22 protein-coding genes and 1 other annotated feature are annotated in these 22,305 nt (G+C 37.9%); of the genes, 20 read left to right on the top strand and 2 right to left on the bottom strand.

The features are described from left to right. Nucleotides 1-23: 23 nt before the first annotated feature. From FG383_RS01335 to FG383_RS01285, 11 genes are all read left to right on the top strand, one after another. On the top strand, nucleotides 24-1,280 hold the full coding sequence (locus FG383_RS01335) for a thiolase family protein (protein ID WP_221887496.1): 1,257 nt from the start codon (nucleotides 24-26) through the stop codon (nucleotides 1,278-1,280). Between the two features lie 14 nt (nucleotides 1,281-1,294). Beyond that, the gene (locus FG383_RS01330; protein ID WP_142605046.1) at nucleotides 1,295-2,065 is read left to right on the top strand and encodes an SDR family NAD(P)-dependent oxidoreductase; all 771 of its coding nucleotides are present in this window, start codon (nucleotides 1,295-1,297) and stop codon (nucleotides 2,063-2,065) included. 16 nt (nucleotides 2,066-2,081) lie between these two features. Beyond that, a complete protein-coding gene (locus FG383_RS01325; protein ID WP_142605045.1) occupies nucleotides 2,082-3,248 on the top strand; it encodes an acyl-CoA dehydrogenase family protein in 1,167 nt (388 codons plus the stop codon). 25 nt (nucleotides 3,249-3,273) lie between these two features. Further along, nucleotides 3,274-4,065 carry an enoyl-CoA hydratase/isomerase family protein gene (locus FG383_RS01320; protein ID WP_142605044.1) on the top strand — a complete coding sequence of 264 codons (792 nt, stop codon included), beginning with the start codon at nucleotides 3,274-3,276 and terminating at the stop codon, nucleotides 4,063-4,065. 27 nt (nucleotides 4,066-4,092) lie between these two features. After that, nucleotides 4,093-5,673: a class I adenylate-forming enzyme family protein gene (locus FG383_RS01315; RefSeq protein WP_185907810.1), complete on the top strand. Its 1,581-nt coding sequence runs from the start codon at nucleotides 4,093-4,095 to the stop codon at nucleotides 5,671-5,673. A 478-nt stretch (nucleotides 5,674-6,151) separates the two neighbouring features. Continuing rightward, nucleotides 6,152-6,369, top strand: a binding site (T-box leader). 76 nt (nucleotides 6,370-6,445) lie between these two features. Continuing rightward, entirely contained in the window at nucleotides 6,446-7,474 is a 1,029-nt protein-coding gene (trpD, locus tag FG383_RS01310; RefSeq protein ID WP_142605042.1) for an anthranilate phosphoribosyltransferase, read from the top strand. Next, entirely contained in the window at nucleotides 7,474-8,265 is a 792-nt protein-coding gene (trpC, locus tag FG383_RS01305; RefSeq protein ID WP_142605041.1) for an indole-3-glycerol phosphate synthase TrpC, read from the top strand. The genes trpD and trpC overlap by 1 nt, the downstream gene beginning before the upstream one ends. Next, nucleotides 8,262-8,864 (top strand): phosphoribosylanthranilate isomerase, encoded by a 603-nt coding sequence (locus FG383_RS01300; RefSeq protein ID WP_142605040.1) that lies wholly within the window; start codon nucleotides 8,262-8,264, stop codon nucleotides 8,862-8,864. Before trpC ends, FG383_RS01300 begins: the two co-directional genes overlap by 4 nt. Before the next feature lie 4 nt (nucleotides 8,865-8,868). Beyond that, nucleotides 8,869-10,062, top strand: a complete 1,194-nt coding sequence (gene trpB / locus FG383_RS01295) for a tryptophan synthase subunit beta (RefSeq protein WP_142605039.1) — start codon at nucleotides 8,869-8,871, stop codon at nucleotides 10,060-10,062. After that, complete coding sequence (gene trpA, locus FG383_RS01290; protein WP_142605038.1) at nucleotides 10,055-10,834, top strand: tryptophan synthase subunit alpha; 780 nt, start codon at nucleotides 10,055-10,057, stop codon at nucleotides 10,832-10,834. Before trpB ends, trpA begins: the two co-directional genes overlap by 8 nt. Nucleotides 10,835-11,066: 232 nt before the next feature. Further along, on the top strand, nucleotides 11,067-12,041 hold the full coding sequence (locus FG383_RS01285) for an NAD(P)H-dependent flavin oxidoreductase (protein WP_142605037.1): 975 nt from the start codon (nucleotides 11,067-11,069) through the stop codon (nucleotides 12,039-12,041). 89 nt (nucleotides 12,042-12,130) lie between these two features. On the opposite strand, the gene FG383_RS01280 is transcribed toward FG383_RS01285, so the two are convergent. Next, entirely contained in the window at nucleotides 12,131-12,421 is a 291-nt protein-coding gene (locus FG383_RS01280; RefSeq protein WP_142605036.1) for a DUF2277 domain-containing protein, read from the bottom strand. A gap of 165 nt (nucleotides 12,422-12,586) precedes the next feature. On the opposite strand from FG383_RS01280, the gene FG383_RS01275 reads away from it, so the two are divergent. Continuing rightward, nucleotides 12,587-13,465: a GNAT family N-acetyltransferase gene (locus tag FG383_RS01275; RefSeq protein ID WP_142605035.1), complete on the top strand. Its 879-nt coding sequence runs from the start codon at nucleotides 12,587-12,589 to the stop codon at nucleotides 13,463-13,465. Nucleotides 13,466-13,475: 10 nt separating this feature from the next. On the opposite strand, the gene FG383_RS01270 is transcribed toward FG383_RS01275, so the two are convergent. After that, complete coding sequence (locus tag FG383_RS01270; RefSeq protein WP_142605034.1) at nucleotides 13,476-13,691, bottom strand: hypothetical protein; 216 nt, start codon at nucleotides 13,689-13,691, stop codon at nucleotides 13,476-13,478. A 404-nt stretch (nucleotides 13,692-14,095) separates the two neighbouring features. Here FG383_RS01270 and FG383_RS01265 point away from each other — a divergent pair, with 404 nt between their 5' ends. The 8 genes from FG383_RS01265 (at nucleotide 14,096) to FG383_RS01230 (ending at nucleotide 22,279) form a co-directional block, all read left to right on the top strand. Further along, nucleotides 14,096-14,470: a cytochrome-c oxidase gene (locus tag FG383_RS01265; protein ID WP_142605033.1), complete on the top strand. Its 375-nt coding sequence runs from the start codon at nucleotides 14,096-14,098 to the stop codon at nucleotides 14,468-14,470. Nucleotides 14,471-14,615: 145 nt separating this feature from the next. Next, nucleotides 14,616-15,515 (top strand): aminoglycoside phosphotransferase family protein, encoded by a 900-nt coding sequence (locus FG383_RS01260; protein ID WP_142605032.1) that lies wholly within the window; start codon nucleotides 14,616-14,618, stop codon nucleotides 15,513-15,515. 101 nt (nucleotides 15,516-15,616) lie between these two features. Beyond that, nucleotides 15,617-16,201 (top strand): lysophospholipid acyltransferase family protein, encoded by a 585-nt coding sequence (locus tag FG383_RS01255; protein ID WP_142605031.1) that lies wholly within the window; start codon nucleotides 15,617-15,619, stop codon nucleotides 16,199-16,201. A gap of 111 nt (nucleotides 16,202-16,312) precedes the next feature. After that, nucleotides 16,313-17,113, top strand: coding sequence for a DUF4097 family beta strand repeat-containing protein (locus tag FG383_RS01250; RefSeq protein ID WP_142605030.1), 801 nt, complete (start codon nucleotides 16,313-16,315; stop codon nucleotides 17,111-17,113). A 296-nt stretch (nucleotides 17,114-17,409) separates the two neighbouring features. Further along, nucleotides 17,410-18,216 carry a YitT family protein gene (locus FG383_RS01245; protein ID WP_142605029.1) on the top strand — a complete coding sequence of 269 codons (807 nt, stop codon included), beginning with the start codon at nucleotides 17,410-17,412 and terminating at the stop codon, nucleotides 18,214-18,216. A 346-nt stretch (nucleotides 18,217-18,562) separates the two neighbouring features. Next, nucleotides 18,563-19,663, top strand: coding sequence for an endospore germination permease (locus FG383_RS01240; protein ID WP_142605028.1), 1,101 nt, complete (start codon nucleotides 18,563-18,565; stop codon nucleotides 19,661-19,663). Between the two features lie 20 nt (nucleotides 19,664-19,683). Further along, nucleotides 19,684-21,138 carry a spore germination protein gene (locus FG383_RS01235; protein ID WP_142605027.1) on the top strand — a complete coding sequence of 485 codons (1,455 nt, stop codon included), beginning with the start codon at nucleotides 19,684-19,686 and terminating at the stop codon, nucleotides 21,136-21,138. Continuing rightward, nucleotides 21,125-22,279 carry a Ger(x)C family spore germination protein gene (locus tag FG383_RS01230; RefSeq protein ID WP_142605026.1) on the top strand — a complete coding sequence of 385 codons (1,155 nt, stop codon included), beginning with the start codon at nucleotides 21,125-21,127 and terminating at the stop codon, nucleotides 22,277-22,279. Before FG383_RS01235 ends, FG383_RS01230 begins: the two co-directional genes overlap by 14 nt. Nucleotides 22,280-22,305: the final 26 nt, after the last annotated feature.

Raw genomic sequence — 22,305 nt, 5'->3', positions numbered from 1 at the left:
AGTAAGTAAGTAAGTAAGTAAGTATGGGAGGTATTTTTATTACTAAATATTATATTGTCGGCGTAGGAATGACGAAATTTGGAAAGTTGTACGATTACACACTGAAAGACTTGACAAAAATCGCAGTAGTTAATGCTTTAAAGGACGCAAACATGCCAAAGGAGTGGATTGAAGCCATCTACTTTGCCAATACAGGACAAGGGGCAATTGAAGGCCAGCATGCTGTGCGCGGGCAAGTAGCTGTTCGTCCGCTTGGATTTGAAGGAATTCCTGTTGTGAATGTGGAAAATGCTTGTGCAAGTGCGAGTACCGCTTTAAATCAAGCCATTCAATTTTTAAAAGCAGGAGAAGGTGATTTTGCTTTAGCTATAGGGGCTGAAAAAATGTATAAAAAGTCTGGTGGAAAAGACTTTAGCATATTTGATTCGGCTTGGGACGTGGAAACACCAGAAGAAAATTTAGCAGTGTTACAACAGTTAGAAAAGGGATATAAATTGCCAAGTAATGCTAAAAGCGCTGATCAATACAGTACGTTTATGGATGTCTATGCATATTTTGCTAGATTTCATATGAATCGCTTCGGCACAACTCAAGAGCAAATCGCAGCGGTAGCAGCAAAAAATCACCAACATTCCGTTTATAATGATCACGCTCAGTACCAAAAATCCTTTACCATCGAAGAAATTTTAGCAGCACCACCGATTGTTTATCCGTTTACACTTCCAATGTGCTCACCAGTAAGTGATGGAGCAGCTGCCGCAGTTGTCTGTACAGAACAAGGTCTAAAGAAACTGCAAGACCAGCGCCGTGCAATTGAAGTAGCAGCTTCCGTCATTCAAACGGGGTCGAATAGAAGACCTGAAGAAGTTGACCGTCATCTGACAGTGCTTTCCGCGAAGAGAGCTTATGAAAAAGCAGGTCTCGGACCGGAAGATATATCAGTTGCTGAAGTCCATGATGCGACAGCTATTGGCGAAATCATTCAAGTGGAGAATCTCGGTTTTTGTGATTTTGGAGAAGGTGGGGCACGTAGCTTAAAAGGCGAGTTTCGTATAGGAGGACGCTTGCCTGTCAATCCCTCAGGAGGTCTAGAATCAAAAGGCCATCCGATTGGAGCCACAGGTCTTGGGCAAATCTATGAACTTGTCACACAACTTCGAGGTGAGGCTGGGAAAAGACAAGTCGACAACGCCAAAGTGGCACTTGCTGAAAACGGAGGAGGCGTATACGGACTCGAAGAAGCAGTAGCAGCAATCACTCTATTAAAAACAACATATTAACGAGGAGGAATATCATGAATATTCAAGGAAAAACAGCGATTGTAACAGGTGGTGCTTCAGGTTTAGGTTTAGCAACAGTTGAACAACTCATCCAAAAAGGAGCTAACGTTGCCGTCCTAGATCGTGATATCAAAAATTTTCATGATATCCAAGAGCGCCTAGGTAAAGACAATTTAGAAACCATAGAGACAGATGTAACAAATGAAGAATCCGTGAAATATGCGGTAAACCTAGCCTATCAAAGGTTTGGATCAATTGACATTTGTGTGAATTGTGCCGGCATTGCCATAGGGGTCAAGACTTATGGCAGTAAAGGAGTCTTCCCTCTTGAATATTACAAAAAAGTGATAGATGTTAATCTGGTCGGTACATTCAATGTATTGAGCCGAGCTGTTGAACAAATGGTGAAAAACGAAAGGGAGGATTCTCAAGAAAGAGGCGTAATCGTTAACACGTCTTCTGGTGCAGCTTATGACGGTCAAATGGGTCAGGCGGCATATTCAGCGAGTAAGGCGGGTATAGCTGGAATGACGCTACCTATAGCTCGTGATCTATCAAACTATGGCATCCGCATCAATGCCATAGCACCCGGACTATTTAAAACACCAATGGCTGGTGGAATTACAGAGGATATTTTAGAAGGAATCAAAGCCCAAATGGAATATCCGAAACGTCTTGGGGAAGCTTCTGAATTTGCTTCATTAGTGGTACACATGATCGAAAATACGTATCTAAACGGAGAAGTCATTCGACTGGATGGGGCAACAAGGTTACCGCCTAGATGACGAAAGGAGAAAAGAGATGGACACAATAAAAGGTAATCAAGTGGAAGAACAAGAAATCGAATTGCTACGAAAGAGTATTAGGGAATTTGCACGCAAGCGAATATCTGAATATTACGATGATTGGGAACGCGAGAAAAGTATCCCTCGCGTTTTTTGGAAAAAATTAGGTGAACAAGGATTTCTCTTGACAGAAATATCTGAACCCTATGGGGGACTCGGTGCTCCATTCACCTATTCTATTGCCATGATTGAAGAGTTTGCCAAACTCGGATATAGTGCTGTGACTACCAATCTATCTGTTCATGACACGATTACATCCCAATATATCTATCATTTCGGGACAGAGGCTCAAAAATCCTACTATTTAAAAGGGATGGCGACAGGGGAGCTAGTTGCAGCAGTTGCGATGACAGAACCAGGAGCGGGAAGCGATCTACAGGGAATCCAAACAACTGCGGTCTATGACAAAGCGAAAAAAGCATATAAACTGAATGGCCAAAAGACCTTTATTTCGAATGGTCAAGAATGTGATTTTGTCATTGTCGTAGCTAAAACAGATCAGACTGTTAAACCATCAAGAGGGATAAGCCTTTTCTTTGTAGATATCCCTTCGGAAGGATTTACGAGAGGAAAAAACCTAGACAAAATAGGTCTTCAAGCATGTGATACTTCTGAAATGTATTTGGAAGATGTTTGGGTTGGAGAAGATAAGATCCTCGGTGGATTAAATGAAGGCTTCAAAATATTAATGAGTGAACTCCCTCGGGAACGACTGACGATTGCTGTGGGGGCAGTTGCCTCTATGGAAGGTGTTCTGGATCAAACCATTCAGTATGTCAAAGAAAGGGAAGTATTTGGAAAAACTCTTGCTGAATATCAGAATACAAGATTCGTGCTAGCGGATTTACAAACGAAAGTAGCGGTCAATCGCTCATTTATCAATGATTGCATAAAGCGTATGGTCGAGGGGACATTGGATACGGTTACGGCAAGTATGGCAAAGCTTTCTGCCACTGAAGCACAAGGAGAAGTGGTGGATAAGTGTCTGCAACTATTCGGCGGCTACGGATATATGAAAGAATATCCGATTGCCAGAGCATTCACCGATGCGAGAGTACAACGTATTTATGGGGGAACCTCTGAAATCATGAAAGAAATCATTAGCAAGAAGATTTTCAGCTGATAAGAAAGAAAATGGAGGGAAACAGTTGGAAAAAGACATCGTTTATTACGAAAAGAAAAATCAGGTGGCTTGGGTTTATTTGAATAATGAAGCAGAAATGAATGCCCTTTCCAAAGCACTTCTTACTGAATTAATATACATCTTTCAACTTTTGAAAGAAGATAAGGACACTCGGGTAGTTGTTTTAACCGGGATAGGAAAAGCGTTTTGTGCAGGTGCTAATTTAAAAGAAATATTAGCCGAAAGAAATCGAAGAAATACTGAGAATGCACAGGGCTTTTTTACAGTAGCGGAAGAATGCTTCCAACTTCTATATAGTTTCCCAAAACCAGTTATTGGTGCTCTAAATGGGATTACATTGGCGGGAGGGTTAGAACTCGCTTTAACTGCTGATATTCTTATTGCTGCTGAATCCACGAAAATTGGAGATGCCCATTCCAATTTTGGTGTTGTGCCAGGGGGCGGAAGTTCTATTAAATTAGCACGAAAGATTGGGGAAAATCGAGCGAAATATTTGTTGTTCAGTGGAGAATTTCTCCCTGCTCAAAAGATGAAAGAATATGGACTAGTCCATGAAGTCGTGGTGGATGAAGATCTAGAGAGCACCGTCATGCAACTTGCAGAAAAGTTAGCCGAAAAAAGTCCAGTTGCCCTATCAACGATGAAAGAAATGATGGAGGATGGTTATAAAAAAACATTTGATGAAGCATTAAAGGGTGAAATGGAAAAGTTAAAAGCACACATCCAAACCGAAGATTGCATCGAAGGATTAAGGGCATTTAGTGAGAAGCGTAAACCGAATTTTACGGGCAAATAATTTCTAGAAACCAAGGGGATGGGAAAAATGAAAATTAACTTTGCACGGATGTACCGAGATAACATGTTAAAATTTGCGAACAAAGTGGCTTTGTACAATATCGAACGCAACAGAAAATTTACGTATAAAGAACTTGACCTTCTAACAAATAAAATTGGTCATCTCCTTACCGATCACTTTGGAATGGGAGAAGGTGATACGTATGCAACCCTTTTAGAAAACGATAATATGAGTTTCTTTAACTTCGGCCCTTATAAAACAGAAGTTGCAGGTCTATGGCTCAATTATCGCGACAATATTAAAGAACATCTTTACCAAATTGATTTTGTTCGACCAAAAGTGATTTTCCTGGAAGAAGTACTATTAACGAAAGATAATTATCTCGAAGAATTGACGAAACGTGGAATCAAAATTGTTGCCATGGACAAAGGGGAAACAGTTTACTCAGAAGTCGAATATTTTGGAGATATCATCGAACACCAAAGCAATGAAAGATTTAACGTAGAATACGATATCGATGATCATATCATCCTTTACCGCTTTACAGGTGGAACGACAGGACGAGGGAAGTGTGCGATGTACACCTACCGTAATATTTTCGGCACCATTGTTCAAAATCATTCCATTCAAGGAAATGTGTATAACGAAGAAACAAAATTCCTACACGTCACGCCGATGTCACACGCAACAGGAGCTTTTGCACCGGCTGTTCATCTGAAAGGTGGTACAAATTATACGATTAATCTTCCAGATTTAAATCTTTTATGCAAAACGGTTGAAGAGTATGATATTAACACTACCTTCGCAGTTCCCACCTTGCTTTACCGCTTAGAAGAACTTGGATTACATGACACATATGATTTAAGTAGTTTAGACTGTGTCATATATGGTGCTTCGCCAATGAGTCCATCTAAACTAGAACTATTACAGCAACAATTCGGTAATATCTTCATACAGGGCTATGGATCAACAGAAGCTTTCCCACCAGTTCTGATACTAGCGAAAAATGATCACATATTTGAAACAGAAGAGGACCGTAAACGCCTCACGTCGGCTGGACGTCCACTTCTTGGTGTTGAAATGTTTGTAGCGAATCCGGATGGAGTGGAAGTTCCGACAGGTATGATAGGTGAAATCTGGATTCGTTCAAACTCTGTTATTAAGGGCTATAAAGATGCTCCTGAAGAAACAGCATCTGAGTTTCATAACGGTTTTTGGAAATCTGGAGACCTTGGTTATGTGGATGACAAAGGTTACTTCTATATCGTGGATCGTAAAAAAGATATGATTATAACTGGTGGCTTTAATGTATACGCTGTAGAAGTTGAAAACGCACTAAATTCTCACCCGGCTGTCAGTAACTCCGTCGTAATCGGCGTCCCAGATGCAGATTGGGGTGAAAAAGTACATGCGGAAGTTGTTCTAAGAGAAGGCAATAGCATCTCAGCCGAAGAGTTAGTCGCGCATGTTACTGATCATCTACCCAAATACAAAGTTCCGAAATCACTCGTATTCGTTGATGAATTACCAACGAGCACGGTCGGAAAAATTCTTCGTCGACATGTAAAAGATAAGTATTGGCAGGATAGTGTGAGAAAAGTAAACTAAGACTTAAATATCACATCCCTACCATGTTAAATTGTTTATGAATATAATTGGTTTTATTTTGGTTATAAAAATTAAAGTGAGGGATTATTCTCCTCACTTATTTTGTTTCTTTTTGCTGATTTTTTTCATTTGCTTAATTGGCATACTTTAGTTTCCTTCACATCAAGGTTTTAAACTCTACAGAAGTACAAGACTCTATACTAGGTTGCAGGGAAATTAAATTATAGGGTTGATAGTGTGTTCCTTCTTAAGTAACTAATTGGATAGTTAATTCATGAATACTGTTGTTATACGGAAATTTTTATTGCAATATATTTAACCTCTTTTCTTTTTATTCTATTAAAAGAAAAAATAGTTTGACAATTGAAAGTATTGCTACTATCATAGACAGTAACTTAAATGTTCGGATACGGGTAGAAGATGTCGAGAGCGACATCGCCCATAGAACAGATGAGCCGAGATTAGATGAGTATAGCGGAGAAATTATTTGAATAAGAAGAGTAGCACTTGTGAGCAATTTAGAGAGTCAGTGGTTGGTGAGAACTGATTTGTAGCGAGTGTGAATGGGCTTATGAGAGCTACTTCGAGAACGAACAAACGTTTTAGAGGTAGACGTGTTTCCTACGTTACAGGAGTTAAAGTGGGAGTGGAAACGCTTCAACAAGAGGTGGCAACGCGGTCAACACCGTCCTCTTCAAAGGGATTCTTTTGAATACCTTTGAAGAGGGCTTTTTTTGTTTTTAGAAATAGCAGAGCAGAGGAGAGAGCTGAGATGAGAGATTTTATTGAAAAAGTAGAGAAGAAAGAGCATTTACAGTATGCGGAGATGGTGAGTGCTTCTCAAAAGATGTTTGACGAAACGACGGAATTGCAACAAATAGAAACGTTTTTAATCGCACTTTCTAAAAAAGGAGAAACAGCAAACGAAGTGGCCGCACTAGCGACTGTTATGAAGTCGTTTGCCTTAAAACTAAATGAACCAGCAGGAAATTATATGGATAACTGTGGTACAGGTGGAGATGGGTTAAATAGTTTCAACATTAGTACAACATCCGCTTTTGTTTTAGCTGGTGGTGGTGCAACTATTGCAAAACACGGGAATCGGAAAATTTCAAGTGCGGCTGGTAGTTCGGATGTGTTAGAAGCGCTTGGGATCGATTCGACGATCGATGCAGATGAAGCAATGCAATTACTAGCAAGAGAAGGGCTTACTTTTCTTTATGCTCCAAGCGTTCACCCGCGATTAAAACGTATTGGGCAAGTACGACAGCAAATTGGTAAACCAACAATCTTCAATCTAATTGGTCCTTTAACGAATCCAGTTCGACTAACGAGTCAATACACAGGTATAAATAGACCTGATTTTACGATGGAATATGCAACTGTATTACAGATGCTAGGAAGAAAGCGTGCAATTGTTGTATGCGGAGCAGGTGGAATGGATGAAGCATCTCTAGCTGGTAAAAATTCTTTTGTATTAGTAGATAAAGGAGATTTAATTCCTTTTACATTAACGGCTGAAGATGTTGGGCTTGCAAGTGCACCAATTTCTGCGATTAGAGGAGGAAATGCTCGAGAGAATGCAGATATTATGCGAGCGGTGTTAAAAGGGGAACGTAGCCCATATTTTGACACAGTCATTTTTAATGCAGGTGTTGGTTTTTATGCAAAAGGAATGGTAGGGAGTATTCAAGAAGGTGTCAAACTAGCAACAGATAGTATTTTGTCCGGTAGGGCGCTCGCAAAATTAGAAGCGGTGATCGCATTCAGTAACAATGTGCGCAAACAGGAGGTAATGTAATGGCTACTATTTTAGATAAGATTCTTGCAGAGAAAAAGAAGCAAATTGAAATTATGCTAACACAAGATAGCTCAATATTAGAAGAAAGAGTAACACGTCCTTCTTTATTTGACCACTTATATAAAAGTGAACAATTGCAAATCATTTCGGAGATAAAGCGAGCTTCCCCGTCGAAAGGATTAATCGCAGAAAGCGTCAATCCAGTGGAACAAGCAATCTCCTATTATGAGGCAGGGGCTGCATGTATTTCTGTTTTGACGGATACTCCCTTTTTCAAAGGATCTTTCGAAGATTTAGCTTCCGTAGCAGATGCAGTACCAATTCCTTTACTATGTAAAGATTTTATTATTCATCCGGTGCAAATTGATCAAGCCAAACATGCAGGAGCGTCTGTCATTCTTTTGATTGTTGCAGCACTAAGTAAAGAAGAACTGAAAGATCTTTATGCGTATGCCTTCGATGCGGGCTTAGAAGTATTAGTAGAAGTTCATGACGCAAATGAATTAGAAAGTGCTTTAAAAGTAGGAGCTAAACTTATCGGCGTAAATAACCGAGACTTACGTACATTTGATGTTGATTTAAAACGTACCGAAGAAATTGCAGCCATTTTTCCGTTTCATGAAGAGCGTGTACTCATTAGCGAAAGTGGTATTTGGAAGACGGAAGACGCAGAGCGAGTTGCAAGAGTTGGAGCTAGAGGGGTACTAGTTGGAGAATCACTTATGCGAAGCGGGAATGTAGGAAATGCACTTCAAGCGTTGCAAGTGGAGCTTGGAGGGATCACCAAATGACGAAAGTGAAAATTTGTGGATTAATGGAAAAAGAGCATGTCGCAGCAGCTGTGGAAGCGGGAGCTGATGCAATTGGTTTTGTTTTTGCACGAAGTAAACGGCAAATCACCGTGGAAGTAGCTCATGAACTAGCGAAAGATATTCCATCTTCCGTGTTAAAAGTTGGGGTCTTTGTCAATCCAACGCAAGAGGAACTCGAAAAAGCTTACCGTGAAGTACCGTTAGATTTTATTCAATACCACGGGAATGAAAGTCCGGATTTTGTACAATCAACGAATTACCCTTCGATTAAAGCGCTGTCTATTAGAAGTGAAGAAGATGTCGAAAGCGCAAAGCTATATCATACAGACTTTTACTTATTTGACGCACCTCAAGCTGGCAGTGGCATTACATTTGATTGGCAACTAATGAAAGGACATGAAGTAGAGCAAGAAAAAGTTATTTTAGCAGGTGGGCTAAATCCAACAAATGTAGCGGAAGCTATTGGGCGAGTGAAGCCCTATATGGTAGATGTTTCTAGTGGAGTCGAACGAAATGGCGTAAAAGATGACGAATTGATTCGTACGTTTATACATGCGGCAAAAGAAGAGGAGAGATGAGCAAATGGTACAAACAAAAGCAGGTAGATATGGTCGATTCGGAGGACAATTCGTGCCAGAAACATTAATGACGGCACTGATAGAGTTAGAAACAGCTTATGAGAATGCTAGAATGGATCCTACTTTTATAGAGGAAGTTAATTATTACTTAAAGGATTATGTTGGTAGAGAAAATCCACTTTATTTTGCAGAACGTTTGACTCGTCAAATTGGAGGAGCAAAAATTTATTTGAAGCGAGAAGATTTGAACCATACTGGAGCGCACAAAATTAATAACACCATTGGGCAGGCATTACTTGCAAAGCGGATGGGGAAAAAGAAAATAGTAGCTGAAACTGGGGCAGGACAACACGGGGTGGCTACTGCAACTGTTTGTGCATTATTTGATATGGAATGTGTTGTGTTTATGGGGAAAGAAGATGTTCGTAGACAGGAGTTAAACGTATTCCGAATGGAGTTACTTGGTGCAAAAGTCGTATCGGTCGATCAAGGTTCTGGAACGCTCAAAGATGCTGTCAATGAAGCACTCCGCTATTGGGTTTCGAATGTGGAAGATACGCATTATATTCTTGGGTCTGCGCTTGGACCACATCCATTTCCAAGAATTGTGCGTGACTTCCAAAGAGTAATTGGTGTGGAAACAAGAAGACAAATAGTAGAAAAAGAAGGACGTTTACCTGATGCAGTTGTAGCTTGCGTTGGAGGCGGTAGTAATTCAATTGGTATGTTCCATCCTTTCATTGATGATGAGAAAGTTGCATTGTATGGTGTGGAAGCTGCAGGAAGTGGAATTGAAACAGGTAAACATGCCGCAGCAATTGCTGGCGGAAAAGAAGGAGTACTACATGGGGCGTATATGTATGTACTTCAAGATGACGATGGGCTGATTCAAGAAGCGCATTCGATTTCTGCTGGACTTGATTACCCAGCTGTTGGACCGGAACATTCTTACTTACATGATATAGGGCGAGCAACGTTTACTTCAGTAACGGATACCGAGGCACTAGAAGGATTACAATTACTTGCAAAAACAGAAGGAATTATTCCAGCTTTAGAAAGTGCTCATGCTATTCACTATGCAGCAGCTTTAGCCAAAACTATGCGTGAAGACGAAATTGTAGTCGTTTGTTTATCAGGTCGTGGCGATAAAGATGTGCATACTGTCCGTGAGGCGCTTGGAGGTGCTCAAAATGACTAAAACAACTTTAACTAACTCAATTCAAACGCAATTGAACAAAGGAGAGAAAGCATTTATCCCCTATATTATGGGCGGGGATGGTTCGTTAACAGAGCAAATTCTATTTCTTCAAGAAGCAGGAGCTACTGCGATTGAGGTTGGTATCCCGTTCTCCGATCCTGTAGCAGATGGTCCGACAATTCAACGAGCCGGGGAACGTGCGCTTCAAAATGGTGTCACATTGCGAACTATTTTAGATGAGTTAAGAGAGATTCGAGCTGAAGTTACTATTCCTCTAATAATAATGTCATATATCAATCCTATATTGAGTTATGGTATCGATGCATTTGCACAAGCTTGTACGAACAGTGGCGTGTACGGTTTGATCGTACCAGATGTACCTCTAGAAGAAAGTGACATGCTAAAAAGTGCATTTCTAGAAACAGATGTGGCACTTATTCCACTTGTTTCGCTAACTAGCCCACCTGACCGTATTGACAAGATTGTGACTGCTGGTGAAGGTTTTATCTATGCGGTCACTGTTAATGGGATTACGGGAGTAAGAGATGGATTTGATGAGCAATTAGAAAAGCATTTAAAGCAATTGAAAGAGTTAAGTCCGGTTCCGGTTCTTGCTGGGTTTGGTATTTCGACTCCGGAACAAGTAAAATCGATTGGTTCTTTGGCAGATGGCGTTATTGTTGGGAGTTCGATAGTCGAGGCTTTTCATCAGAAAGAGTTGGAGAAAATACGTGAGCTAGTTGTTGCTGCTAAGAAGAGAGTATTAAACTAAAGAAATGGTCCTTTGATATAAAGTCAAAGGGCCTTTTTGCTGTTTTGGAGCGTCTAATGATTCAATCTTTCGTACATAAATTACTTGTATGCAATTCATCCTAAGTATGCTATATTCCTATTAATCTGAAAATTTAAACTAGGGATGGTAAGATATTAATGAAACAATTCGATATCTTTGTTTATTTTTTCTAAGTAAGGCTTTACCGATCATTTGAATGGAGGAACAACCAATGTCAAAAATTCCGTCAGTACTTCAGAATCTACGTCTCCCTGTAATCGGAGCACCGTTATTTATTATTAGTAATCCTAAGCTAGTAATAGAGCAATGTAAGGCAGGAATTGTTGGATCAATGCCTGCACTGAATGCGAGACCTGCTTCCTTACTTGATGAATGGTTGGCAGAAATTACTGAGGAGCTCGTAGCTTACAACGCAAAAAATCCTGATCGTCCAGCTGCTCCTTTTGCAATCAATCAAATCGTTCACAAGTCAAATGAGCGATTAGAACACGATATGGAATTGTGTGTGAAGTATAAAGTGCCCATCATTATTTCATCGTTAGGTGCACGTGAAGAAATATTTGAGGCTGCACATAGTTATGGAGGAATTGCTTTGCATGACGTAATTAATAATACTTTTGCTCATAAGGCAATCGATAAAGGAGCAGATGGCATAATTGCAGTTGCAGCAGGAGCTGGCGGTCATGCTGGTGTGAAGAGCCCTTTTGCTTTAATTCAAGAAATACGCCAGTGGTTCGATGGTCCGCTCGCTTTGTCGGGATCGATTGCTACGGGAAGTGCTGTCCTTTCTGCTCAAGCGATGGGAGCTGATTTTGCATATATTGGCTCACCGTTCATTGCAACGGATGAAGCCCGTGCATCTGAAGAATATAAGCAAGCAATTGTTGACTCAACGTCTGATGATATTGTGTATAGCAGTCTTTTCACTGGAGTTCATGGAAATTATCTAAAACCATCCATTCAAGCAGCAGGATTAGACCCTGATAATCTACCGGAAAGTGATCCATCCAAGATGAATTTTGGAGAAACGTCTGCAAAGGCATGGAAGGATATTTGGGGGAGCGGTCAAGGCATTGGTTCTATAAATGAGGTTACTAGTGTAGCAAAATTCATAAAAAAACTTGATAAAGAATATTTTGAAGCAAGAGAAAGTCTAATTAGACGTAGTACTGTTAGAAACAACTGAATCTGAAAACATTGCCATATCTTTAAATTGAATGGCTTGCTTTTAATCTAAAATAGAGCTACTTTCTTTCGAGTAGCTCCATCTGATTCCTACTTAATTGATGAAATTTGCCCAGTTCCAAATCTCTTTGCATTTCTCGCTCGAGCTTGTTCCGCTTCTATTTCTCGATCACGAGGTTCTGCACTAGTCTGTAATGAGTTTAGCAAATTTCTAGTAATAATAGACACTTCCTCCACAGCTTTATGAAAACTTTCTTCATTAACTTTTGAAGGCTTATTAAACCCCGAAACCTTCCGTACATATTGGAGAGAAGCTGCATAAATCTCGTCGTCTGTTGCAGTTGGTTCAAAGTTAAAAAGTGTTTTTATATTTCGGCACATATTGTTCTCCTTCGTTCATGTATTTATCTTGATTGTATCATAATGCACTTAGCTAGCTAATTTCTACTTACAAAACAAGTAGTATAGTTTTAGGTAAAAAGGATTGGTTTATAGTTTAGTGGCATTCATAAAGCGTGAATATGTACTTGATGGAGGAGATGAAAGATGGGCATTATTTTAAGTGAAGCTAAGGATATAGAAAAGTTAGCACTGTTTTTAGAAGAGATGAATAATAATAGCGAAACCCATATAGGTTATTGTGGTAAGTTAAAAAGTGAAATTTATCATACATTGGTACATCATTTCTCGGATTTAGACATATCCAAATATTTTACAGTTGCTTATGAAAATGATGAAATTATAGGAGCTATAGGATTCGATATAGATGTGGAAAATCAAAGTGCTGAAGTATGGGGGCCTTTTATTAGAAATAAAAGTCAATATTCAGGTCTTGCAGATGCGCTATGGGACAAAGTGATTGCATTGTCTAACAACAAAATTCATGAGTTCTCGTTTTTTATCAATAAAGAAAACACATTCGCACAACAATTTGCGATTAAGAAAAAGGCTGTCTATAAAGGCAATCATCTAGTATTAAAAGCGGTTCATAGCCATTTAGGTAATGTAGATCTACATCAAATTAAGCCATTTAATACTAAATATCGTGATTCATTTACTACTCTCCATGAAACAGCTTTTCCAAATACATACTATACAGCTTCTGAAATTATCCAGCGACTAAGTGAGTACAATCAATTATTAGTAATGACCGATAAAGATGAAATGATCATAGGTTACGTCTATGTAGAAGCAAAACCCGAGCATAAAGAAGGTACAATTGAATATATTGCTGTATCGAGTGAGCACCAAAAACAAGGTATTGGTACAAAGCTGATTCAAGCTGCTTTAGCACATCTTTTTTCATTTTCTGAAATGGAAGAAATTATATTAAGTGTAGCTAAAGATAATGATAAAGCGATTCATTTGTATAAAGCATCGGGCTTTCACGAAATGCATGAACTTATCTATTATCTGCACAGTTAGCGTTAAGAAGTTATTCATTAATATGGTTCTTTTCCTCATACTCCGTTTCGTGTTTCGAATATTGAACCTTTTTTTCTTGTCTAATGTCTGCATTATTACCTGATATTAATTTATGAAAAGGAGTGTATCGATTCGGTGGGACTCGCTTCGTTTTAAACATTTTATAGCAAACAAATAAGAAAAGAAACAAATAGATGCCTGCAAAAACTATACTCATATAACTCATTATATTTCGCACTCCTTTTTGTATATATTCTATGCAAGAAAGTGATTTACCTTTAATAATGTCGGAAGGTGTTTGAAATTATAATTATTTGTTACAGTTATAGAAGAAATGCGCAACAATCATTGCTGTCTCACTTCAATTAAACTTATTACTTTGAGAAATGGTTGCTTTCGCAATAAAATTGGTTGCTTTCGCAATAAAATTGGTTGCTTTCAATGATTGATTCGTTGCCCTAAGCCATTTACTGGATTTATCTCGACTTCGTTTGACGCACTTCCCCTAGAAAATGCAATATTTTTTTAATGGACAACCCCATTATTTTACAAAACAAGCATACTCTTTTTCTTTCGCAAATAGAATATAGAGAACTAATTATTCTATTATGAGAAAGGGGAAAGGTAGGCATGGCTATCCGCTTTATCAAGATTTCGGTCGTTTATTTTGTCATTGGGGTTCTGTTAGGTCTGTACATGTCGATGGCGCACGATTATGCTTTAACAGGTGTGCATGTGCACGTTAATCTGTTAGGATGGGCATCATTTGCTTTAGCCGGTTTTGTTTATCATTTATTTCCAAGTACGAGTAGCAATATGTACGCAAAATTACATTTTTGGAGTGCTAATATCGGACTCCCATTAATGATGATTGCACTTACAGTACTCATTCTGGACGGGGCAGAAGTAGCGACTATATTTACTGCAATTGGTGGGGTGCTTGTCGTTTTTAGCGTGATTATGTTCGCTATTAATGTACTCATAAACGTACGATCTGCAAACTAGTATAGAAGAATAAAATGCCGATCTGTTGTTCCATCGACGAATAGCGGAGCGGCTTTTTTGTATGGAAAAACAGGTTGCGAAATATCTGAAAATATTGTAAGGTGAAATTCGTTGCTCAAAATTTTCCAACTTAAGGAGGAATAAAATGGACAAGCTTAAAATACCTTTTCTACATAAATGCACTTCCCTTCATTTAATAGAAGAAGGATTTTCGGACGATGAAAAATGGTGTGTCGACAATACATATTTGCTACGTATGTCTCCCAAAACAGAGATTGGTCAATTAGTAGAGCAAGCAAAACTTACAAATGAAGTACATGCTTTGGATCCTCGTATTCCATATGTGTACGATGTAGGTGTATATGAAAATAGAACTTATATGATTCTCGACTATATGATTGGTGAAAATGGAAATATTACTCTACCCATTAAAATTCCCAAAGTTCAATACGAAATAGGACTTCAAGTAGGAAATGCGCTTAAGAATATGCATAGCATAGTGGCACCGGACGATTATCCAAGTTGGGAGGAGACTTGGAAAGCAAGATTTGACAATCAAGCTCCTCGTTTTGAAGAAATTGTTCGTAGGCATCCAAATTATGCGAGCATCTTGCCATTTATTCAAGATAATTTGTACTTATTAAAAAATCGGCCAAGCTGTATTCAGCATTTTGATTTTCATCCTGGTAATATATTAATTCATGAAGATCGTTTTACAGGTTTAATCGATATGCAAAAAATAAGATACGCGGATCCAATCAATGAATTTTATAAAATGGAATATTTTAATGTCCAAGTTAGCCGAGCATATTCATGTGGTGTTGTGGAAGGTTACCATGATGAGAAGTCCATTCCAAATTCGTTTTGGGAAATGCATCGATTGTATGCGGCAATGCATCTTGTATTTGCAGAAGTTTGGGGGCATGAAGGTGGAATTGATCAAATGGAGAAGTTCCAAAGCTATACTCGATTTACATTAGATCAGTTTGACGAATTTCGGTTACTTATTCCGAAATGGTATGAAAATAAATGGATAGCCGAATAGATTAAAAACAGTAGCCTATTTATACTAAGTCTAGTATTTTTAATGCCAAGAAACTATAATTAGTACTAGATACTAAAACTAGATAATAGAAGGTGATGACTATGTACAATTTTACTTTATCTGTTGCAAAATTGGTTGTACGTTTATTTGGAAAAGTAGAAATGAAAAATGAGCATTTATTGCCAAAGGATGAAGGTTATATCGTAACTTGTACGCATCGAGGATGGTTGGAAATCGTCATATTAGGGATGTGTGTGCCAAAACCAATACATTTTATGGCGAAAAAAGAGCTTTTCGAAAACAAAGTGATTGGGAGATTTTTACGAAGCATAAATGCTTTTCCGGTTGACCGAGAAAACCCATCACCGAGCAGTATTAAACAACCAGTAAAACTTTTGAAAACCGGGGAAGTAGTCGGTATCTTTCCAAGCGGTACTAGAACATCGGAAGAAGCACCTTTAAAAAGAGGAGCTGTAACCATTGGGAATTTATCGAAAGCACCTATCGTTCCCGCCTTATATGTTGGTCCAAGAAATTTAAAAGAGCTAAGAAAAATGAAAAAAGCTACAATCATATTTGGCGAACCTATATACATAAAAACAACAAGCAAAGATGAATTAGCATCTTATACCGAGCTCTTAAATGAAAAAACCAACTTACTAGAAAAGCAAATTAGCCACTCCTAGATTCTTTATACGCCTTAAGGCTTAGAAAGAATCACTGCTACAGACCATTTGCATATGTTCTAAGTGCTATATAATAAGATGTACTAAGAAAGATTAAATGGAGGTTATAAAATGGGACTCAAAAGAGTGGCAATCATTTGTTTATTTGTATTACTTGCTGGAGCAGCTATAAGTATCATTCTTAATATTAAGGACACATTAGTAGATAAATCAGATGAAATCTTAATAAAAGACAATAATTATACGAATATACATGTAGAATCTGGCAATGCTTCTGTCGAAATTCTGCCGACGAAAGAATCGGAGACAAAGGTGGAATATTCAGGGAAAATCAGAAAGAAGTTTAACTATCGCTTCCATGCAGAAGTGAAAAGGGATACCCTTTTCGTTGAACTGAATGAGAAAAGATGGAACTTTTTCCACTTTGGATTCGGACCTCATTCTATTAAATTAACGATACATGTTCCAGAAAAAGAATATAACGAATTGAAAACAGAACTCGACAATGGACGAATTAACGTGCACGATATCAACGTTCAAGCGATTGATTTAGAAACGGACAATGGCATAATTGATCTACAAAATGTAGAAGCTCAAACAATACGACTTAAATCAGATAATGGGCAAATCCTTATGCAAGATGTAAATGGCAGTATAGATGCAGAAACGGATAATGGTAGAATTATCTTAACTACAACCGATTTAGATCGACCAATCGATTTAAAAACAGATAATGGATTAATTGAAATCCAAACGGATAAAGAACCAACGAATGCTACGATTCATGTAAAAGTAGATAATGGGAGAATAAACGTTTTTGGGGCAGAAAATAAACAAACGGTTTTTGGTGATGGTGTGAACAAAATCAATTTAGAAAGCGATAATGGAAGAATAACAGTGAAAAAAAGATAAGTTTATTAAAAACCGATTGAGGAAATAGATCAATCGGTTTTTATTGAATTGACTTGACAAGATAATTCTGATAAATTATTTCATACATGCATATTTTGAGAAGAGAAGTAGCTTGTGGGAAAAATGAATGATGCAAATATATACTCGTCCTAACTGCGGGACGAGTATTTTTACTTGAGTCTGCAACGATAACTGCTGAGTGATCAACTTCTTGTAGACATCAAGCGCAATTAAAAATATGGACGCAATTACGTCAAGGTGTAATTGATCGATTTGCTAAAAGGGGTATATGTTTTATGAAAAATTTAATCATCATTATAGGATCGTTAATCATCGCTTTTGGCTTCAATTGTTTTTTAGTTCCACACGGTATACTTAGTAGTGGGATTAGCGGAATTGCCATTTTGCTTGGAATCATCACACCTTTTGATACTGGTCTATTAAACTTTGTATTAAACTTACCATTACTTATTCTAGGCTATTTTAAATTAGGAAAAAAGATTACGATCAATACGCTCATTTGCGTCATTTCACTCTCGCTTTTCTTATACTTTATACCAGCGGAATCGATCACAGATAATATACTGCTTTCTTCTATTTTTGGTGGGATCATTAGCGGACTTGGTGTTGGTATGATACTGAAATACTCCGGAACTTCTGGTGGGTTAGACATTATAGCTATTATTGTTTCTAGATCAAGCAATATAAGTGTTGGCTTACTATTAACAGGTATGAATGGAATTATTGTCCTTATTTCTGGTGCTGTTTTTAATTGGGAGATTGCATTATACACATTACTTGCAATTTATTTATCAGGGAAAATGGTTGATACAATTTATACGAATCATGAAAAGCTGACGATGCAAATTGTGACGACACAGGGGGAACTTATACGACAAGAGTTAATGCAATCCATTTATCGTGGTATTACAATAACTGATGGGTACGGTGGGTTTACGCAAGAAAAGAAACAAATTTTAATGACGGTCGTTACCCGATATGAAACGATGCAGATTAAACAAATCGTTCGTAAACATGATGAAAAAGCATTTATTAATATTTTTGAGACGGTTGAAGTCGTTGGTGAATTCGCTAGAAATTAGGTGTTATAATAGTTTCGCATTTAAAAGCCGATGTTCCTATATTTTTGGAACATCGGCTCACTCTGTTGACGGAAGGGATTTGAGTGTAAACGCTCAAATCCCTTTTGTATGTCATCTATCAAACAACTAAATAGCGTGTATTAAATCGTCGTCCATAGTTTTTACTAAATTTTGAAAAGGTGGGAGACGTTTAGTGGAGAAGCACCGGTAGTTTAATGAAAAGAGAAGCTCTTCATACATAGGTATCCGAAATCCTAAAGCTGATATATATTTATGGACTTGCTTATAATCTAACTGATTATTGTCCAAGATAAATAGTATAAACAAAGCAGAAAGGATTTTCAGCATGAAACATACCGGTTCAATCAGTATGCTACACGTAATATTCCTATCGATGACTGTTATCGGTTTGAAAAATCATGTCACGATTATTCCACCTCTTTTAAATGTTGCTGGGAGGGACGGATGGCTATCTGTACTTTTTTCAACTTTGGTTTTGTTGCCTTGGGGATTACTGCTTTTTTATATTAATAAAAAATCAAATCAGGAGCCGATGAAAGATTGGTTAAAACAGAAAATTGGCAAAGTCAGCTCATCGATTTTCTTGTTTTTGCTAGCGATTTCTCTTCTGTTGTTAGCATCTTTGACGATAAGTGAAACATTACAATGGGTAAAAACTACATTTTTGCCTGAAACACCTCTCTTTATATTACTACTCCTTTTTACGATTCTTTGTGTCTTGCTTATAACCACTTCCATTCAGACAATCGTTATAACAAACGTAATTGTATTAGTAGGTGTTGTTGCTTTTGGTTTTTTTGCGGCTTTTACGAATATACAAGTAAAAAATTATGAATTGTTGCGGCCCTTTATGGAACACGGATTTGAGCCTGTAATAAAAGGGATGGTGTACCCAGCCTCAGGAATTATCGAACTTTTTTTGTTTCTCTTTATCCAACATAAAGTAAAGGGTCAGATTCGTTTTAGACATTATGTTACGATGATCCTTATTTTGACGGGTCTCACGCTAGGCCCGTTAATTGGTGCTATTACGGAGTTTGGGCCAACTGAAGCAGCTAAACAACGTTTTCCAGCTTATGAAGAATGGGGGCTAGTAGCCATAGGGCGCTTCATCGAACATCTTGATTTTTTCTCGATCTATCAATGGCTTACTGGTACGTTTATAAGAGTGGGGCTGATGTTATACATCATTGTCGACTTATTTAATCTACATCGGAAAAAGAAAAAGATATGGATGTATATTGCACCGCCTTTCTTCTTGATCAGTTTATCGTTATTGCTTATAAGTGGAAGCACATTCGATGAGATGAAAGGAAAGTATGTGTTACCTATTACATTGTTTATTTATTTTATATTTACACTGTTCATCGTTATTGTTGCCCTTATTTCAGGGAAATCGTCAAGGAGGCCCAAGCATGAGATGTAATCTGGAAATGGTGAGAAAGTATGCAAGCTGCTGACAATATAATAGATGCGAAGAAATTGAAACAGTTATTTCAGAAATCTGCAGATGTTCAGTTTCATGTATATACGTTCAATCAACGAAAAGTGATGTTTATTACCTGTGAAGCAATGATTGATCAACACTTATTAAATGACGTAGTTGTTGAACGAGTTCAGCTTTTCTTCAATGCTCTGGAAGAGTTGTCATTTGAAGAGGCAGTGACAAGCCATTTGCACATTCCAGCATTGAAAGAAGTGCAAGCTGAAAGTGAAATAATAACTAGTGTATACTCTGGAAATGTTCTTCTTTATTTTGAAGATTATAATGTAATCTACTCTAGTAATATTTCGAAAAAGCCAAACCGAAATCCCGAAGAAACGAAAACAGAAGTACTAGTGAAAGGACCTAGGGACAACTTTATTGAAGACATTTTTACTAATATTGCTTTAATTAGGAAACGAATGCCTACGAATTCACTGTGCGTTGAAAAATTCGAAGTAGGAAAACGAACAAAAACGACTGTTGCTGTCCTCTATTTTGATGATATTGTAGATCAAGAAATTCTTTCAGGAATAAAGGAAAAAATAAATAATATTGATGTGGATATCATATTTAGTGGGGACATTTTAATGGAACACATTGATAAACGATGGACTGTATTCCCTAGACACGACTATACAGGAAGGCCAGATTTCGCCCTTCAATACCTTGCAAGAGGAAGATTTGTAATCCTCATTGATGGCGTGGCATACGGAGTAATTATTCCAGTAAATTTCTTTTTACTCTTTAAAACAGGTGAGGATCATGAAAACTCAATGGTTTTTAGCTCTGTTGAACGATTATTAAGGCTAGTCGGGTTTCTGTTAGGGACGTTACTTCCAGCATTTTGGCTAGCCTTAACGACGTTTCACCAAAACCAGTTACCCTTGCTATTGTTAGCTACAGTTGTGCAAACACGTACAGGGCTTCCCTTGCCAACTTCGCTTGAAATGATCCTCATGATTTTTATGTTCGAATTATTCCGTGAGTTTGGTTTACGTCTTCCAGCTGCGATCGGTGGAACAATAAGTGTTGTTGGCGGTTTAATAATCGGGGATGCGGCCATCCGAGCGGGGATTACAAGTCCGGCGATGATTGTAATTATAGCGACCTCGGTTATTGCATCATACACATTAGTAAATCAAACGCTCGTATCGGCTGTGAGTATATTAAGATTTTTTTTCCTCTTCTTAACCTCTTTTTTGGGACTGTTTGGATTTTTACTATCGTTTTTCTTAATAGTTCTTTATTTAGCAAATATGAGAACGTTCGGCGTTCCGTATTTGGCTATTACGGCAGATTTAAGTTGGTCAAATATATTAAGAACAATAATTCGGCCATCAGAGAAATACTATGCAGAGCGTCCGCATGATTTAAACCCTAAAGATAAAACGAGGTTAAAAAATGGGAAGAAATAAGTTGATTTTTCTCGGATTTGTACTAGTTGTTATGCTTTCTGGATGTTGGGGGCAAAATGAACCGGAGAGAATGCTTTATACTCATGGTCTTGGTATTGATTATGAAGACGATAAATTCAAAGTATATGTACAAATTATTGACTTTAATAAGGTAGCTAAATCAGAGCAACCGAACCCTAGTCCTGTCCAATCAGAAGTAGGCTATGCCTCTGGTAGAACATTGGATGAAGCAGTATTTAAGTTATATAATTCAAGCGATCAAAAGATTTATTGGGGTCACCAAACTTTCATAGTCTTCTCTGAAGAGGCGTTAAAAAATGAAGGAATGAATGACATCATTGACACTTTAATCCGTTATAGAGAAACAAGGTATCAAATTTGGCTGTTCGCCACGGATGATTCCGTGAAAGAAGTTCTGCTTACAACCCCAGTTATAGATACAGCCATTACGTTGTCAAAATTAGGTGATCCGATGAATTCGTTTCACCAAAGTTCATTAATTGAACCAGTTGATATACGCAGAATGATTATCGGATTAAATGAACCAGGTCACGAAGTGGTTATTCCTTATGTTAAAATAACTGAAAATTGGGAAACGGTAGAGGGCAAGGATAAAATGGCGCGGTCTGCAGGGGTTGGTTTAGTAACAACGAAAGGGTTCAAAGGTTTCATAAATAGAGAGAAAATGTTTGGCTTGATGTGGATGAATGACAAGACGGAAAGGGAAGAAGTCACATTTTCATTAAACTCAGACGAAGAAGATGTCATGTCAGTCGTAATTCACAAAATAAAAGTGAAAGTAAAACCAGTCGTTGAGGGAGATGCATTGAAGTTTGATATAGACGTTACAATGCAAGGGGATGTAGGTACTATCCCGACAAAAACAACGAAAGATGAAATTAGAAAAAAAGCAGAACAAGAAATTAAACAGCAAATCGAAGAAACATATAAAGAAGCATTAAAGAAAGATTTCGATATTTATCGTTTATCCGAATATTTATATCGAAAAGATGTGCAAGCATGGAAACGACTTCAGCAAAACGGAAAAGTTGAATTAGCAGAGGATTCGATCCGTACACTGAATGTTAAAATAACAGAACTTAGACCGGGTAGAAATTTATTTAAGAAAACAATTGATTAGAAAGAAAGGCGTCTAACGCTAATGGT

Origin of the sequence: Psychrobacillus soli (assembly GCF_006861775.1) — a bacterium.
GTDB classification, from domain to species: domain Bacteria; phylum Bacillota; class Bacilli; order Bacillales_A; family Planococcaceae; genus Psychrobacillus; species Psychrobacillus soli.
This window is presented reverse-complemented; position numbering and strand designations above follow the sequence as displayed.

What these genes read in the sequence shown, in the direction of transcription:
- FG383_RS01315 (WP_185907810.1), top strand. Translation starts at nt 4,093, where the DNA reads ATGAAAATTAACTTTGCACGGATGTACCGAGATAACATGTTAAAATTT.
- FG383_RS01245 (WP_142605029.1), top strand. Translation starts at nt 17,410, where the DNA reads ATGAAAAATTTAATCATCATTATAGGATCGTTAATCATCGCTTTTGGC.
- trpD (WP_142605042.1), top strand. Translation starts at nt 6,446, where the DNA reads ATGAGAGATTTTATTGAAAAAGTAGAGAAGAAAGAGCATTTACAGTAT.
- FG383_RS01260 (WP_142605032.1), top strand. Translation starts at nt 14,616, where the DNA reads ATGGACAAGCTTAAAATACCTTTTCTACATAAATGCACTTCCCTTCAT.
- FG383_RS01230 (WP_142605026.1), top strand. Translation starts at nt 21,125, where the DNA reads ATGGGAAGAAATAAGTTGATTTTTCTCGGATTTGTACTAGTTGTTATG.
- FG383_RS01250 (WP_142605030.1), top strand. Translation starts at nt 16,313, where the DNA reads ATGGGACTCAAAAGAGTGGCAATCATTTGTTTATTTGTATTACTTGCT.
- FG383_RS01255 (WP_142605031.1), top strand. Translation starts at nt 15,617, where the DNA reads ATGTACAATTTTACTTTATCTGTTGCAAAATTGGTTGTACGTTTATTT.
- FG383_RS01285 (WP_142605037.1), top strand. Translation starts at nt 11,067, where the DNA reads ATGTCAAAAATTCCGTCAGTACTTCAGAATCTACGTCTCCCTGTAATC.
- FG383_RS01335 (WP_221887496.1), top strand. Translation starts at nt 24, where the DNA reads ATGGGAGGTATTTTTATTACTAAATATTATATTGTCGGCGTAGGAATG.
- FG383_RS01280 (WP_142605036.1), bottom strand. Translation starts at nt 12,421, where the DNA reads ATGTGCCGAAATATAAAAACACTTTTTAACTTTGAACCAACTGCAACA.
- trpB (WP_142605039.1), top strand. Translation starts at nt 8,869, where the DNA reads ATGGTACAAACAAAAGCAGGTAGATATGGTCGATTCGGAGGACAATTC.
- FG383_RS01325 (WP_142605045.1), top strand. Translation starts at nt 2,082, where the DNA reads ATGGACACAATAAAAGGTAATCAAGTGGAAGAACAAGAAATCGAATTG.
- FG383_RS01270 (WP_142605034.1), bottom strand. Translation starts at nt 13,691, where the DNA reads ATGAGTTATATGAGTATAGTTTTTGCAGGCATCTATTTGTTTCTTTTC.
- FG383_RS01275 (WP_142605035.1), top strand. Translation starts at nt 12,587, where the DNA reads ATGGGCATTATTTTAAGTGAAGCTAAGGATATAGAAAAGTTAGCACTG.
- FG383_RS01240 (WP_142605028.1), top strand. Translation starts at nt 18,563, where the DNA reads ATGAAACATACCGGTTCAATCAGTATGCTACACGTAATATTCCTATCG.
- trpA (WP_142605038.1), top strand. Translation starts at nt 10,055, where the DNA reads ATGACTAAAACAACTTTAACTAACTCAATTCAAACGCAATTGAACAAA.
- FG383_RS01265 (WP_142605033.1), top strand. Translation starts at nt 14,096, where the DNA reads ATGGCTATCCGCTTTATCAAGATTTCGGTCGTTTATTTTGTCATTGGG.
- FG383_RS01300 (WP_142605040.1), top strand. Translation starts at nt 8,262, where the DNA reads ATGACGAAAGTGAAAATTTGTGGATTAATGGAAAAAGAGCATGTCGCA.
- trpC (WP_142605041.1), top strand. Translation starts at nt 7,474, where the DNA reads ATGGCTACTATTTTAGATAAGATTCTTGCAGAGAAAAAGAAGCAAATT.
- FG383_RS01235 (WP_142605027.1), top strand. Translation starts at nt 19,684, where the DNA reads ATGCAAGCTGCTGACAATATAATAGATGCGAAGAAATTGAAACAGTTA.
- FG383_RS01330 (WP_142605046.1), top strand. Translation starts at nt 1,295, where the DNA reads ATGAATATTCAAGGAAAAACAGCGATTGTAACAGGTGGTGCTTCAGGT.